Raw genomic sequence first — 13,980 nt, 5'->3', positions numbered from 1 at the left:
TAGCGGCAACTCTTGGCAAGCAGCGAGACCGGAAAGCCGCCCTTATCGTTGACGATGAACGGGCGGCTCCGCGCCCTCGCCTACGGCGCTTCGGCGATCGCCTGGAGTTCGTCCGCCCGCTCCGCCGTCATGTTGAGAACGCAGGAGGCGCCGAGAATGCCGGCGATCGTCCCCTCGCCGCCGCCCGCGAAACCGCAGTTGAGATCCCGAAACTTCAGCCAGGCGCGTTGAACCTCCTTGAAATCCTGCGCCCGCTTGCCCTCGACGGTCTTCATGGCGGCCTTGTAGGCGGCGTTCAGCCGCTTGTCCTGCTTCTCGTGCTCCGCCCCGATGCAGCCGTGCATCTCGGCCGTGACGCCGCCGGCGTTGTCCATGCAGTTCGTGTAGGTGATCGACAGATTTCTGGACTCCGCATGGGCGGACGATGCCGTCGCCACGCAGACTCCCAGGACAGCGGCGATCATCCCGGCCTTCGACATAGTCCCGTCCCTCCAAAACCGCGCGTCCTCGCTGGACCCGCGAGGCGGGATCATGACCACGCAATCGGCGCAAGTCGACAACCGACGAATGGAGGATCACAATCCGGCACGGTCCGTGCTGTTGTCGCACGGGCTGCATCCAGCGGAGGAAAGACCATGGAGCTGAAGCGCGGACGCCTGATCGACCATATCCATCTGCGCGCCAGGGATCTCCCGGCGACCAAGCGGTTCTACAAGGCGGTGCTGGCGACGCTGGAGATCCCCGTGGTCGAGGCCGACACCCACCTGTGGGCGGACGAGCTGTGGATCGACGCCGGCGAGCAGGCGAGCCACGTCCATCTGGCGTTCCAGGCGCGGGACCGCGACGCGGTCCGCCGCTTTCACGAGGCGGGCCTCGCCGCCGGGGGGCGGGACAACGGCGGTCCGGGCGAGCGGGCCTATCATCCCGGCTACTTCGCCGCCTTCCTGCTCGACCCCGACGGCAACAACATCGAGGCGGTGCATCACGGCCCCGCCGAGCGCTCCGCCGACGCCGTCACCCTGACCTTCGACGCGCCGGGCTGACCGGGCCGGGCGGGCGACAGCCGGGGAACCCGCCGCCCGCGATCCGTTGTCAGGGCGGGCGGCATGATATAAACCTTCGCCGCGCTCCGGCAGGCGCGGCGCATGACGATTTCAAGGAACCATGCGGTGTCTCCTGGTCTTCGCGTCGACGAGCGTGGTGCAAGGACCATCCCGAGATTGCCCGACCCGATCATGACCCTGCCCACAACTGCGCCGATGGCCCCGCCGCCCCGCCCGAAGCTGCTCTATCTCGTGACGGAGGACTGGTATTTCTGGTCCCACCGCCTGCCCATGGCGCGCGCCGCGCGCGACGCCGGCTTCGACGTGACGGTCGCCACGCGGGTGGACCGGCACGGGGAGCGCATCGCGGCGGAAGGGTTCCGGGTTCTGCCGCTGTCCTGGCAGCGGCGCAGCGTCAACCCGCTGGGCGCCCTGGCCGCCGTCCGCGAGATCGCCGCGCTGTACCGGCGGGAGAAACCCGACGTCGTCCATCATGTCGCCATGAAGCCGGTGCTGCTCGGCGGGCTGGCGGCGTTGGCGGCGGGCGTGCCGGCGGTGGTCAACGCGCTGGCCGGGCTGGGAACGGTCTTCACCCCTGCCGGAAAGCTGAAGCCGCGGCTGGTGGCGCTGGCCGTGCATCCGCTGCTGCGCCGGCTGCTGAACCGGCGGAACAGCGTTCTTCTCCTGCAAAATCCGGACGACCGCAGGACGCTGGAGCGGCACGGCCTGATCGACGGCGCGCAGGTCCGCATCATCCGGGGGTCGGGGATCGACACCAACCATTATCGGGCGCTTCCCGCCCCGCCGGCCCCGCCGCTGGTGATCGGCTGCGCCGCCCGCCTGCTCGCCAACAAGGGCATTGCCGAACTGGTGGAGGCTCACGGGCGGCTGCGCGCCAAGGGGCTGGACGTCGAGCTTCTGCTGGCCGGCCAGCCCGACCCGGCCAGCCCGACCTCGATCCCGCAATCCCTGCTGGACCGTTGGGCTGCCCTGCCAGGCGTGACCCTGCTGGGGCAGGTGGAGGATGTCCGCAAGCTGTGGGCGCGCTGCCACGTCGCCGTGCTGCCCTCGCGCGGCGGCGAGGGGTTGCCGAAAAGTCTGCTGGAAGCCGCCGCCTGCGGCCGGGCCATCGTGGCGACCGACGTGCCGGGTTGCCGGGAGGTCGCCCAGGCGGACGTCAACGCCCTGCTGGTGCCGAGGAACGATCCAGGAGCGCTGGCGGAGGCCCTTGAGCGCCTGGCGCGGGATCCCGGCCTGCGCGCCCGCTTCGGCGAGGCGAGCCGCCGTCTGGTCGAGTCCGACATGTCCGCCGAGCATGTCGGCGCGAAGACCGTCGAGCTGTATCGCGGCCTGCTGGACCGCGCCGCCCTCTCCACCGTGCCGGCGGAAGCGTCGGGAGCGTCATGACCATGAGTCCGATCGCCGCATTCGCCGTGCTGGGGCTGTCCTGGCTGCTGTCCTGGGCGCTGACCGGCCGGGTTCTCGCCTATCTGCGGCGCAAGGCGATCCTCGACCACCCGAACGACCGGTCGAGCCACTCCATCCCGACACCACGCGGCGGCGGCTGGGGCGTCATGCTGACCCTGCTTCCGGCCTGGGTGGCGGTCGGGGCCGCCACCGGCGACCTCCGGCGCGCCCTGCCGGTCCTGGCCGGGATCGCGGCACTGATGGCGGTGTCCTGGATGGACGACCGGCGCGGCCTCGGCTCGGCGCCGCGCTTCCTGATCCAGATTGCCGCCGTCGCCGGCGGACTCGCCGCGCTGCCGGGAGACGGGCTGGTCTTCCAGGGATTGCTGCCCGCCTGGGCCGACCGGCTGGTCGCCGCCGTCGGCTGGCTGTGGTTCGTCAATCTGTTCAACTTCATGGACGGCATCGACGGGCTGGCCGGCGGCGAGACCGCGACCATCGGCGGCGGGCTGGCGCTGGTCGCCGCTCTGACCGGGCCGGCGGCGCTGAATCCGGCGCTGGGGCTCTACGGTCTGGCGGCGGCGGGGGCGGCGCTGGGGTTCCTGATGTGGAACTGGCACCCGGCCAAGCTGTTCATGGGCGACGTCGGCAGCGTGCCGCTGGGCTTCGCGCTGGGCTGGCTGCTGCTGGGCACGGCGGCGGCCGGATTCTGGCCGGCGGCCCTGCTGATCCCCGCCTATTTCCTGACCGACGCCACCCTCACCCTGCTGCGCCGGCTGGCCGAGGGCAAGAAGGTCTGGCAGGCCCACCGCGAGCATTTCTATCAGAAGGCCACCCAGCGGGGACGCAGCCACGCGCAGGTCGTCCGGCTGGTGCTGGCGCTGAACGGCGTGCTGGTCGCGCTGGCCGCGGCCTCGCTGTCGCTGGGCTGGGTGGTGGTGCTTCCGGGCGCCGTGGCGGTGATTCTGCTGCTGGCCACGCTGGCCCGTCCGGCACGGGTCGCCGCGTGATGCGCGTCCTCGTCACCGGGGCCAACGGCTTCGTCGGCCGCGCGCTGGTGCCGCTGCTGGCCGAACGCGGCCATCACGTGCGCGCAGCCGTCCGCAAGGCCGGCACCGTGGTCCCCGACGCCGCCGAGACGGTGGCCATCGGCGACATCGGCCCGGACACCGACTGGCACCGTGCGCTCGACGGCATCGACGCGGTGGCGCATCTGGCCGCCCGCGTCCATGTCATGAAGGACACCGCCGCCGACCCGCTCGCCGCCTTCCGCGCGGTGAACACGGACGGCACCCGGCGGCTGGCCGAACAGGCGGCGGCGTCCGGCGTCCGGCGCTTCGTCTATCTCAGCAGCATCAAGGCGCTGGTCGACGAGAGCCAGCCCCGGCCGCTCGACGAGGCCACACCCGCCGACCCGCACTCCCCTTACGGCGTCTCCAAGCTGGAGGCCGAGCAAGCGCTGGCCGGAATCGCCGCCGACAGTGGCCTGGAGGTCGCGGTGATCCGCCCGCCGCTGGTCTACGGTCCCGGTGTCGCCGGCAATTTCCGCAGCCTTCTGAAACTCGTGGCGTCCGGCCTGCCGCTGCCGCTGGGCGGGCTCGACAACCGGCGCAGCCTGATCTTCGTCGGCAATCTCGCCGACGCGGCGGCGCTCTGCCTGACCCACCCAGGGGCCTCCGGCGGTCATTTTCTGGTGCATGACGGACAGCCGCTCTCCACGGCGGAGCTGGTGCGGGCGATCGGCACGGCGATCGGCCGGCCGGCCCGGCTGGTGCCGCTTCCCGCCGGATTGCTGGCGCTTGGCGCCCGGCTGGCCGGCAAGCAGGCGGTGTACGACCGCATCGCCGGATCGCTGACAATCGACGACCGCGCCATCCGCGACCGGCTCGGCTGGCGTCCGCCCCACGACCCCGCGTCCGGGTTGCGCGCCACGGCGGAATGGTTCAAAGCTTCACGCGGCTGACCGGGCAGAAGCCCCGGCCACGGCCGAACGACAGCAGGGCAAGCGGCATGCGCATCCCGTCCACGCGGGCGTTTCTCGTCTTTCTTCACGACCTGACCATGACCGGCGTGGCGCTGGCGGTCGCGCTCTATCTGCGGGTCGGCGGCTTCGCCTTCCCGTACTACGCCGACGCGCTGGCCACCGCGCTGCCGATGCTGGTCGGCATCTCGGCCGTGGTCTTCGTTCTGTTCGGGCTTTACCGCGGCATCTGGCGCTACGCGTCGGTCCCCGACCTGGTGCAGGTGATCCGCGCCGTCACGGTGGCGGTGCTGTGCTTCGTGCTGGCGATGTTCCTGCTGACCCGGCTGGAATCACTGCCCCGCTCGCTGCCGCCGATCCTCTGGCTGGTGCAGATCGTGCTGCTCGGCGGCCCGCGCTTCGCCTACCGCCTGTTCAAGGACCGCCGGCTGAGCTTCGGCGAGGAGGCCGCCGGGGTGCCGCGCATCCCCGTGCTGCTGCTCGGCGTCGGCGACGCGGCGGAGCTGTTCATCCGCTCGCTCGACCAGTCGGGGCAGGCCGCCTACCGCGTCGTCGGCATCCTCGACGAGAAGGGCCGCCGCGTCGGCCACGCCGTGCGCGGCGTCAAGGTGCTGGGCGGCCCCGACGACCTCGCCCGCGTCGTCGAGAGCCTCGACCGCAAGGGCGACCGCCCGCAGCGGCTGATCATCGCCAAGGGATCCAACGAAATTCCCGGTGCCCTGCTGCGCGGCCTGCTCGACCAGGCCGAGGCGCTCGGCCTGATCCTGTCGCGCCTGCCCAGCCTGACCGAGTTCAAGTCGGCGCTCGGCGAGGGCAAGAGCATCGAGGTCCGCCCGATCGCGCTGGAGGATTTGCTGGGCCGCCCCCAGGCGGTGCTCGACCGCGGCGCCATCGCCGGGCTGGTCGGCGGCCGGCGCGTCGTGGTGACCGGGGCCGGAGGCACCATCGGCAGCGAGCTGGTGCGCCAGATCGCAGCACTGGCGCCGGAGCGGCTGATCCTGGTCGATGCCGGCGAGTTCAACCTCTACAGCATCGAGATGGAGGTGCGGGAGCGCTTCCCCGCCCTCGACACCCGCGCCGTCATCGCCGACGTGCGCGACCGCGACCGCGTCATGCGGCTGTTCCAGGAGGAACGCCCGGCGATGGTCTTCCACGCCGCCGCGCTGAAGCATGTGCCGCTGGTCGAGGCCAACCCGTGCGAGGGCGCGCTGACCAACGTGGTCGGCACCCGCAACGTCGCCGACGCGGCGCGGGCCGCCGGCTGCCTCGCCATGGTGCTGATCTCCACCGACAAGGCGATCCGCCCGACCAGCATCATGGGGGCGGCCAAGCGCTTCGCCGAAACCTACTGCCAGGCGCTGGACGTGCTGCCGCCGCGCGACGGGACGGACCACGCCACCCGCTACATGACCGTGCGCTTCGGCAACGTGCTGGGCTCGTCCGGCTCGGTGGTGCCGCTGTTCACCCGACAGCTCGCCAAGGGCGGGCCGCTGACCGTCACCCACCCCGACATGCGCCGCTACTTCATGACGGTGCGCGAGGCGGTGGAGCTGGTGCTCCAGGCATCGGCCCACGGGGTGGCGCGCGGCGAGGACCGCGGCAAGGTGCTGGTGCTCGACATGGGCGAGCCGGTGAAGATCGCCGACCTCGCCCGCCAGATGATCCGGCTGGCCGGCTACCGGCCCGGAATCGACATCGAGATCGCCTACACCGGCCTGCGCCCCGGCGAGAAGCTGTTCGAGGAGATCCTGACCGCCGCCGAGGCGCCGTCGCGCACCGAGGCCGACGGGGTGTTCCTGGCCTCGCCCCGGCTGATCGACTACGCGCTGGTCAACCGCGCGCTGAACGAGCTGGAGGCGGCGGCGAAGGCCGGCGACGGCGAGCGGGTGCTGACCATCCTCGGCAACATCGTGCCGGATTTCCGCGCCGAAGCGGTGCTTCCACCCACCGGAACCCAGGCTTGACGGGAGCCTGAAAAAAAGCGGGATGCAAGTGGTCTTCCGCGCTTGCATCCCCCGGAGGGCTGTGGCATAACCCGCGCCACCTCAGGGGGCGGACAGCCTGGACGCCCCTCGCGAGTGCATCTTCGGATGATCCGGTTCTCGGGGCTGCCGTAGCTCAGTGGTAGAGCACTCCCTTGGTAAGGGAGAGGTCGAGAGTTCAATCCTCTCTGGCAGCACCATTCCCCCGGCCTTCGAAGGCGATGCGCATCGCCCGGCGCTGCCGTAGCTCAGTGGTAGAGCACTCCCTTGGTAAGGGAGAGGTCGAGAGTTCAATCCTCTCTGGCAGCACCATTCCCCCTCTTCACATCGCCTCCCCAATCCCGCTTCGCTGACGCATCGCCGCCTTGACGGCGCGCGCGAAAGGCCGCAAAACGCGGCGTCCGTTTCGGGGAGGATCCAAACATGGCCGGCAACAGCTTCGGCACGCTTTTCCGCTTCACCACCTGGGGCGAGAGCCACGGCCCGGCCATCGGCGTGGTGGTGGACGGCTGCCCGTCGCTCCTCGATCTGAGCGAGGCCGACATCCAGCCCTGGATGGACAAGCGCCGCCCCGGCCAGTCGCGCTACACCACCCAGCGCCAGGAACCCGATCAGGTCAAGATCCTGTCCGGCGTCTTCGAGGGCAGGACCACTGGCACGCCGATCTCGCTGATGATCGAGAACACCGACCAGCGCTCCAAGGACTACAGCGAGATCGCCGGCAAGTTCCGCCCCGGCCACGCCGACTTCACCTATTGGGAAAAATACGGCATCCGTGACTATCGCGGCGGCGGCCGCTCCTCGGCGCGCGAGACCGCCTGCCGGGTCGCGGCGGGAGCCGTGGCGCGCAAGGTGCTGGGGACCGGCATCACGGTGCGCGGCGCGCTGGTGCAGATCGGCCCGCACAAGGTCGACCGCAGCCGCTGGGACTGGGCGGAGATCGACAACAACCCCTTCTTCTGCCCCGACCCGGTGGCCGCCGCGCAGTGGGCGGAGTATCTCGACGGCATCCGCAAGAGCGGCTCGTCGGTCGGCGCGGTGGTGGAGCTGGTGGCGTCCGGCGTACCGGTCGGTCTGGGCGACCCGCTCTACGACAAGCTCGACAGCGACCTCGCCCGCGCGATGATGACCATCAACGCGGTGAAGGGCGTCGAGATCGGCAACGGCTTCGAGGCGGCCGAGTTGACCGGCGAAACCAACGCCGACGAGATGCGCATGGGGCCCGACGGCAAGCCGGTCTTCCAGTCCAACAACGCCGGCGGCATCCTGGGCGGGATTTCCACGGGCCAGGACGTGGTGGTGCGCTTCGCGGTGAAGCCGACCAGCTCGATCCTGACGCCGCGCCAGACGGTGGACGTCCACGGCCAGGAGACGGACATCCTGACCAAGGGCCGCCACGACCCCTGCGTCGGCATTCGCGCCGTCCCGGTCGGCGAGGCGATGATGGCCTGCGTGCTGGCCGACCATCTGCTGCGCCGCCGCGCCGAACGGCGCGATTGAAGGGTCGCCGAAAGGCACGATTGAAGCGCGCGGAGGGACGCGACCCGGAGGGGGCTCCGGCCGCCCCATCGGATTGCCCCGTTCGGGAAAATTCCATAACCTGCCGGGGTTTGCGGAACGGAAACGGAGCCGGGGGCGATGACGGGAACGGCACGGTGGTGGCGCGGAACGCTTCTGGGGCTGGTGGCGCTGGCGGTGGCGGGTCTCGCCCCGCCGGGTTGGGCCGCCGAGCCCCCGCCTGCCCTCCTGCCCTCCCCGCCGGACGGCCGCGCCTTCCTGGAGCATGAGGAAAGCGTCAAGGGCTGGAAGCTCTATTGCCGGACCTGGACCGCCACCCGCCGCGTGGAATGCGAGCTGTCGGCGCGCGGGGTCAACGACCGGACCGCCCGGCTGGTCTGGCTGCGCTCGACCGAGCGCTGGTTGGACGGCCTGCGCTTCCGCGTCGATGCCGAGGCGCTGGAGCTTGGCAAGCCGGTGCGCGTCTGGGTGGACCGGGGGCTGTTCCGCCCCGAATTTCCCTGCAAGCCCTTCCCCTTCGAGACCAACACCTGCGCCGTCGCCGATCCGGACACCAACCGCAAGCTGGTGGACCGCCTGTCCGCCGCCCAGGAGGTGTCGGTGGTCGGCCAGTCGCCATCCGGCGCCAAGGCCGAGGTTCGTTTCCCGCTGGCCGGCTTCAAGGCGGCGCTGGAGCGCAGCGAAGAGATCCGTGCGGCGGCCGGCACGCCCTGGATGACGGCGGTCCCGCCCAACGGCGGATGATCCCGCCAAGAAAATCCTCCCGCCATCCCCGCCGCATCCCGCTTCCGCAAGGCGTCCGGTGGCGACGATGCCGGCTTCCGTTTCGCGAAGCCGTTCCGGAACGATTGCTTCTCTTGAAAGAGAAAATATTTCCAAGAACCTGACGTTGTGTTTCAACATCGGGGTTTACGATTCAGTATATCCAATCAGGAAAATCAGCGATTCCGCGCCACTTTATGGCGAAGCGGCGAAATTTGCGCCAATTTCATTGCCTATATCCCAATCCAGCGCTGAGGTACTCTTTCCGCATCGTCGGGAGGCTCTGTGTATGCGGCGGCAGTGGATCGTGGCGGCATTGTTGCCATTGGTAATTTTTGCGGCGTTGCTCTTGGTGATTGTTTCGCAGATGCATCGGTCAATGCTTCGCGAACAGCTTCAGGGCGAGATGGAGGCGCTGTCCCAATCGGTGCAGAGAACCCTGTCCCAGGAGATCGCCTATCTGTCGGGAGTCGCCATTTCCAAGACGCTGGACTCCGACAATCTCGACGACTTCCGCGCCGAGGCCGAGCTTGCCCGCCGCATGCGGCCGACCGTTTCCAACATCATCCTGAACGACGAGCGCCGCCAGATCTTCAACCTCCGGCTCACGCCGGACCAGCCGCGCCCCTCCCTGCTGGACCCGGAAAGCCTGAGCGCGGTCTGGATCACCAGGCAGCCGGTCATCGGCAATCTGGTGAACGGCAAGATCGCCCTGCGCGTCCCGGTGCTGCGGCAGGGCCAGGTCCGCTACGTGCTGTCGGAAATCATCACCCACCAGACGTTCGACGAACTGCTGAGCAGGAACGTCGCCGCCAAGGGCTGGATCGCGGCGCTGATCGACGGCAGCATGACCATCCTCGCCCGCAGCGAGCAGGGCGAGGCATTCGTCGGCGCCTCCCCAACCCCCTCCACCATCGCGGCGATCCAGAACGGACGCACCGAGCTGGGGCGCACCACGATGAAGAGCGGCGCCCCGGCCTATGGCGCCGTCGTTCCCATTCCGGGAACCGGCTGGTATCTGATGATGTCCATCCCGGACAGCGTGGCCGAACGGAGCTATCGGCCGGTTCGCCTGCTGCTGGTCGCCGGCGGCGGGCTGGCGCTGCTGGCGGCCATCGCGCTCGCCCTGTCCGCCGTCTGGAGCCGGGTCGGCCGGCTGGAGAGCCAGACCCGGACGCTGTCCACCGACCTCGACGACGCCCACCGGCAGAGCGACGAGATGTCCGCCTTCCTCGCCATGATGAGCCACGAGCTGCGCACCCCGCTGACCGGCATCCTCGGCTTCTCGGATCTGCTCGCCAAATCGCCCCTCGACGACCAGCAGAGGGAATGGGTGACCTTCCAGCGCGCCACCGGCCAGACGCTGATGTCGATCATCAACGACATCCTGGATTATTCGAAGATCGAGGCCGGCCGCGTGGAGTTGGAGATCATCGACTTCGACCTCCGCCGCATGCTCCGGCAATGCATCGCGCTGGTCAAACCGATGGCGGCGATCAAGGCCCTGTCGATCCGGGTCGAGGTGGCGCCCGACATGCCGCGCTGGCTGCGCGGCGACCCGACCCGCCTGCAACAGGTGATCGGCAACCTGCTGAACAACGCCGTCAAGTTCACCGAACATGGCGAAATCCGGCTGTTCGTCGGCCAGGTCCCGGAAGAGGAGGGGCGCTCGCGGCTGCGGGTCGCCGTGCAGGACACCGGCATCGGCATCCCGGCCGACCGCTGCGACCGGCTGTTCCAGCGCTTCAGCCAGGCGAACTCATCGACCACGCGGGAGTATGGCGGCACCGGTCTGGGGCTGGCCATCTGCAAGTCGCTGGTCGAGTTGATGGGCGGCCGCATCGGCGTCGACAGCATCGAGGGCCGCGGCAGCTCCTTCTGGTTCGAGGTGTCGCTGCCCCTGGCTGCCGCCCCGGCGGCGGACGCCGCGCCGGCCGAACCGGCGCGCGGGCAGGCGGGCGCCCGAATCCTGCTGGTGGAGGACAACCGGATCAACCAGATCCTGGCCAGGACGGTGCTGGAACGGGCCGGCTACGACGTGATGGTCGCCGGAGACGGCGCCGAAGCGGTCGCGGCGGTGCGCCGGGCTCCCGTCGACCTCGTGCTGATGGATCTCCATCTGCCGGTCCTCGACGGCGCCGGGGCGACCCGCGCCATCCGGGCGCTCGACGGGCCGACGGGCGGCGTGCCGATCCTGGCGCTGACCGCGGACGCCTTCCACAGCACCGTCGCCGCCTGCCGCGAGGCCGGCATGGACGGGCATGTAGCCAAGCCCTTCTTTCCCAACGACCTGCTGGCGGCGGTGGACGAGGCGCTTCGCCGCGGCCGGCCGGCCGGACCGGCGGACACGCCGGCCCCCGCCGCGTCGCCCCCGCCCAGGCCGGCCCCGCCCAGGCCGCCCAGGCCCAAACCGTCCATGCCCAAACCCCCCAGGCCGGAATCGGCGATGCGGGACGCCATGGCCTCGGCGATCGGCGAGACGCATCTGGTGGCCTTGCAGGACGCTTTCCTCAAACGCGCCGCCGCCGCCCGCACGGAACTGATCTTCGCCCGCGCCGACCGCGACGCCCTGTGCGAAACCGCGCACCGGCTGATCGGCGCGGCCGGCATGCTCGGCTATTCCGCCATCGTCAGCGCCGCCCGCGCCCTGTGCGAGGCCTGCCGGACCGGCGACGAGGGCGCGGTCGTCCAGGGCGTCGCCACCCTGGTCGCGGAGCTGAACCGGCTCCCGCCGTCCGACAGCCCCGGCGGCCCGGCGACGACGCCGGAACCGGGGGATGGACAGCCGGGGGATGGGCGGACGGGGGATGGGCAGCCCGCAGCCGGCGGGCCTTCGCGGATGGCGGCTCCCCTGACGCCGGAGCGGACCGGCGGGTTCGGCTTCCCTACCCCGCCGCGCAGCGCTCCGCCGGGAAGCGCAGGGTGACGGTGGTGCCGCGTCCGAGCGCGCTGTCCAGCCACGCGGTGCCGCCATGGGCCTCGACCAGCGCCTTGGTGATGGCAAGCCCCAGCCCGACGCCGCCGGCCCCGCTGACATGGGCGTTCCCGGCCTGACCGAACGGTTCCCACACCTTCTGAAGGTCAGACGACGCGATGCCGCTTCCAGTGTCGCGGACGGCAAGGAGCAGACCGCCCTCCGCCTCCTCCTCCGCGCCGGCGGGGCGGGCCTCCAGCCGGACGCAGCCGCCCGGCGGGGTGAACTTGATCGCGTTGACGCCCAGATTCACCAGGATCTGCACCACCCGCCGCGCGTCGCAGCGCAGCGGCGGCAGGCCGGGCGCCGCCTCCGGCGTCAGCTCGACCCCGGCCTCGGCCGCGCGGGTCGCCAGCAGCCGGACGGAGCGGTCGAGCAGATCGGCAACCGGGATGATCTCCTCCACCAGATCGACGACGCCCAGCTCGATCCGCGAGATCTCCAGGATATCGTCGATGATGTCGAGAAGATGCCGGCCCGCGCTGTGGATGGCGTCGACATAGCCGGCGTAGCGCTCGTTGCCGACCGGCCCGAACAGGCCGCGCTGCATCACCTCCGAATAGCCCAGGACGGCGTTCAGCGGGGTGCGCAGCTCGTGGCTCATCACCGCCAGGAACTGGGTCTTGGAGCGGTTCGCGGCCTCGGCGAGCCGGCGGGCGGCGACCAGCTCCGCCTCCGTCATCTTGAAGCGGGTGATCTCCCGCCCCTCGATGACCAGGAAGGCGATGGCGTCCGCCGCGTCGCGCATCGGACGCAGGCTGCAATCGAGATGGATGACCACCCCGTCCGGGCTGGCGTGGGTGGTTTCGAACCGCAGGCTGTCGCCGGACGCCGCCCGCGCGATGCCCGCGCGCAGCAGCGGCTGCTCGGGGCAGCCGGTCCACCAGGGGGTTTCCCAGAAAGGCCGGCCGCAGACCGCCGTGGCATCGGCCTGGATGAAGCGGAGGGCCGCTTCGTTGGCCTCGATCAGAACGCCGTCGGGGGTCAGGAGCCCGACGAAATCCGCGGCGCTGTTGATGATGGCCTGGAAGCGCCGCTCGCGCTCGCGCAGCGCCAGCGCCGCGTCGCGCCGTTCGGTGATGTCGAGAAGCACGCCCTCCATCCGGCCGGGGCCGGCGCACCAGCCGTTCAGCGTCAGCCAGCGCTCGCCCCCGGCGCCCGGCAGGCGGAAGCTCAGCGACGGGAACGGCGCGGCGTCGCCGGTCTGCGCCGGCGGGCAGGCGGCGGCCCAGGTGCGCAGGGCCGCCGCGTCCTCGGGGTGGACGAGGTCGAGCAGCCCGGCGCCGCTGTCCAGCAAGGCCCGGCGGTCGAGCCCCAGCCGGGAGATGTTCTCGGTCGCATGGTCGATCGCCATCCGCCCGCCACTGCGCCAGCCGAGCCCGATCACCGGGCTGCGCGCGATCATCGCCTCCAGCCGCCGCCGCTCCTGCTCGGCCAGACGGCGGCGGGTGGTGTCGCGGCCGACCGCCTGCACCGCGGTCAGCCGCCCGGCGCCGTCGAACACCGCGTAGCGGCGCCAGCTGAACCAGCGCTCACGCCCGTCGCGGCAGGGCCAGGATTCCTCGGCGGCCGAGGCCGGCTCGTCGGGGGTGGCGCGGGCGGCCAGCGCCGCCGTCGCCGCCGCCGAATCCGGAGGCATCAGGTCGTGCAGCCCACGACCGATCAGGGCGCGCGGCGGCACCCCGAACAGGGCGGCGAACTCGCGGTTCACCAGCGTCACCGACAGGTCGGGAGCGACGCGGACGATCACCTCCGACTGGTCGTCGATGGCGGTGCGGAACTTGTCGCGGCTGGAGAAGACCTTGCAGATGAAGCAATGCTCGTCGGCGGCGTCGCTCAACGACAAAAGGCCGCCGCCGGCCGGCAGCGCGGTCAGGCTGTAGGGGATCGCCCGCCCCTCCCCCGCCGCGAGAAAGGCGACGCCGCGCCGCTCCTCCGCCGGACCGCCCATGGGGGGCTCCGGGGCTCCGACGGCCCAACGGCTGCCGTCCAGGGTCAGCCACGCGTCCAGGGGCTGGCCGGACAGCACGGCGGCCTCGGCACCGGCCAGGGCAGCGAACGCCGGATTGGCGGCCAGAATGACACCACCAGCGCCGACGACGCAGGCCGGGGCGGGGCTGGCGGCGAACACCGCGCGCCAATCGATGGTTTCGGGATGCACCACCCCCGTCTCCCTTGCACGACGCCCTCCTGGTGCGGATCGGTGGGCCGTCCCACCCCAATGATGTGCCCAATCCGACGGCAACTCCACCGAAATTGCAGACTGGAAAAAGCCGGAAGAAGACTATTTCCAAAATAGTCTTCTCCTTTCCA

The 13,980-nt window shown here is 70.8% G+C and carries 10 protein-coding genes and 2 tRNA genes; 10 read left to right on the top strand and 2 right to left on the bottom strand.

From position 1 onward, the window contains the following. Window positions 1–80: 80 nt before the first annotated feature. Window positions 81–464 (bottom strand): lysozyme inhibitor LprI family protein, encoded by a 384-nt coding sequence (locus JN22_RS22415; protein ID WP_179166208.1) that lies wholly within the window; start codon window positions 462–464, stop codon window positions 81–83. A gap of 171 nt (window positions 465–635) precedes the next feature. Here JN22_RS22415 and JN22_RS22410 point away from each other — a divergent pair, with 171 nt between their 5' ends. From JN22_RS22410 to JN22_RS22365, 10 genes are all read left to right on the top strand, one after another. Further along, window positions 636–1,043 carry a VOC family protein gene (locus tag JN22_RS22410; RefSeq protein WP_085556017.1) on the top strand — a complete coding sequence of 136 codons (408 nt, stop codon included), beginning with the start codon at window positions 636–638 and terminating at the stop codon, window positions 1,041–1,043. 192 nt (window positions 1,044–1,235) lie between these two features. Continuing rightward, window positions 1,236–2,450, top strand: coding sequence for a glycosyltransferase family 4 protein (locus tag JN22_RS22405; RefSeq protein WP_223677843.1), 1,215 nt, complete (start codon window positions 1,236–1,238; stop codon window positions 2,448–2,450). Between the two features lie 2 nt (window positions 2,451–2,452). After that, a complete protein-coding gene (locus JN22_RS22400; protein WP_143268572.1) occupies window positions 2,453–3,460 on the top strand; it encodes an MraY family glycosyltransferase in 1,008 nt (335 codons plus the stop codon). Next, window positions 3,460–4,413, top strand: coding sequence for a UDP-glucose 4-epimerase family protein (locus JN22_RS22395; RefSeq protein WP_085556016.1), 954 nt, complete (start codon window positions 3,460–3,462; stop codon window positions 4,411–4,413). The genes JN22_RS22400 and JN22_RS22395 overlap by 1 nt, the downstream gene beginning before the upstream one ends. A gap of 47 nt (window positions 4,414–4,460) precedes the next feature. Beyond that, window positions 4,461–6,395, top strand: coding sequence for a polysaccharide biosynthesis protein (locus tag JN22_RS22390; protein ID WP_085556015.1), 1,935 nt, complete (start codon window positions 4,461–4,463; stop codon window positions 6,393–6,395). Between the two features lie 143 nt (window positions 6,396–6,538). Then, window positions 6,539–6,613: transfer RNA gene (locus JN22_RS22385), tRNA-Thr, on the top strand. 37 nt (window positions 6,614–6,650) lie between these two features. Beyond that, a tRNA-Thr gene (locus JN22_RS22380) sits at window positions 6,651–6,725 on the top strand. Between the two features lie 111 nt (window positions 6,726–6,836). Further along, window positions 6,837–7,913 carry a chorismate synthase gene (gene aroC / locus JN22_RS22375; protein WP_085556014.1) on the top strand — a complete coding sequence of 359 codons (1,077 nt, stop codon included), beginning with the start codon at window positions 6,837–6,839 and terminating at the stop codon, window positions 7,911–7,913. A gap of 138 nt (window positions 7,914–8,051) precedes the next feature. After that, window positions 8,052–8,675: an invasion associated locus B family protein gene (locus JN22_RS22370; RefSeq protein WP_085556013.1), complete on the top strand. Its 624-nt coding sequence runs from the start codon at window positions 8,052–8,054 to the stop codon at window positions 8,673–8,675. Window positions 8,676–9,072: 397 nt separating this feature from the next. Beyond that, entirely contained in the window at window positions 9,073–11,619 is a 2,547-nt protein-coding gene (locus JN22_RS22365; protein WP_179166207.1) for an ATP-binding protein, read from the top strand. Here the strand turns inward: JN22_RS22365 and JN22_RS22360 are convergent. Continuing rightward, window positions 11,579–13,831 carry a PAS domain-containing protein gene (locus JN22_RS22360; RefSeq protein WP_085556011.1) on the bottom strand — a complete coding sequence of 751 codons (2,253 nt, stop codon included), beginning with the start codon at window positions 13,829–13,831 and terminating at the stop codon, window positions 11,579–11,581. The two genes, JN22_RS22365 and JN22_RS22360, sit on opposite strands and share 41 nt — an antisense overlap. Between the last annotated feature and the right edge of the window lie 149 nt (window positions 13,832–13,980).

This window comes from Azospirillum agricola (genome assembly GCF_020005195.1).
Lineage (GTDB): Bacteria > Pseudomonadota > Alphaproteobacteria > Azospirillales > Azospirillaceae > Azospirillum > Azospirillum agricola.
The sequence above is the reverse complement of the archived record's forward strand: the minus strand, read 5'-3'. Positions and strand labels throughout refer to the sequence as shown.

Excerpts from the sequence above, each read along its gene's own strand:
- JN22_RS22365 (WP_179166207.1), top strand. The coding sequence starts at position 9,073 with ATGCTTCGCGAACAGCTTCAGGGCGAGATGGAGGCGCTGTCCCAATCG.
- JN22_RS22400 (WP_143268572.1), top strand. The coding sequence starts at position 2,453 with ATGAGTCCGATCGCCGCATTCGCCGTGCTGGGGCTGTCCTGGCTGCTG.
- JN22_RS22410 (WP_085556017.1), top strand. The coding sequence starts at position 636 with ATGGAGCTGAAGCGCGGACGCCTGATCGACCATATCCATCTGCGCGCC.
- aroC (WP_085556014.1), top strand. The coding sequence starts at position 6,837 with ATGGCCGGCAACAGCTTCGGCACGCTTTTCCGCTTCACCACCTGGGGC.
- JN22_RS22390 (WP_085556015.1), top strand. The coding sequence starts at position 4,461 with ATGCGCATCCCGTCCACGCGGGCGTTTCTCGTCTTTCTTCACGACCTG.
- JN22_RS22415 (WP_179166208.1), bottom strand. The coding sequence starts at position 464 with ATGATCGCCGCTGTCCTGGGAGTCTGCGTGGCGACGGCATCGTCCGCC.
- JN22_RS22405 (WP_223677843.1), top strand. The coding sequence starts at position 1,236 with ATGACCCTGCCCACAACTGCGCCGATGGCCCCGCCGCCCCGCCCGAAG.
- JN22_RS22395 (WP_085556016.1), top strand. The coding sequence starts at position 3,460 with ATGCGCGTCCTCGTCACCGGGGCCAACGGCTTCGTCGGCCGCGCGCTG.
- JN22_RS22370 (WP_085556013.1), top strand. The coding sequence starts at position 8,052 with ATGACGGGAACGGCACGGTGGTGGCGCGGAACGCTTCTGGGGCTGGTG.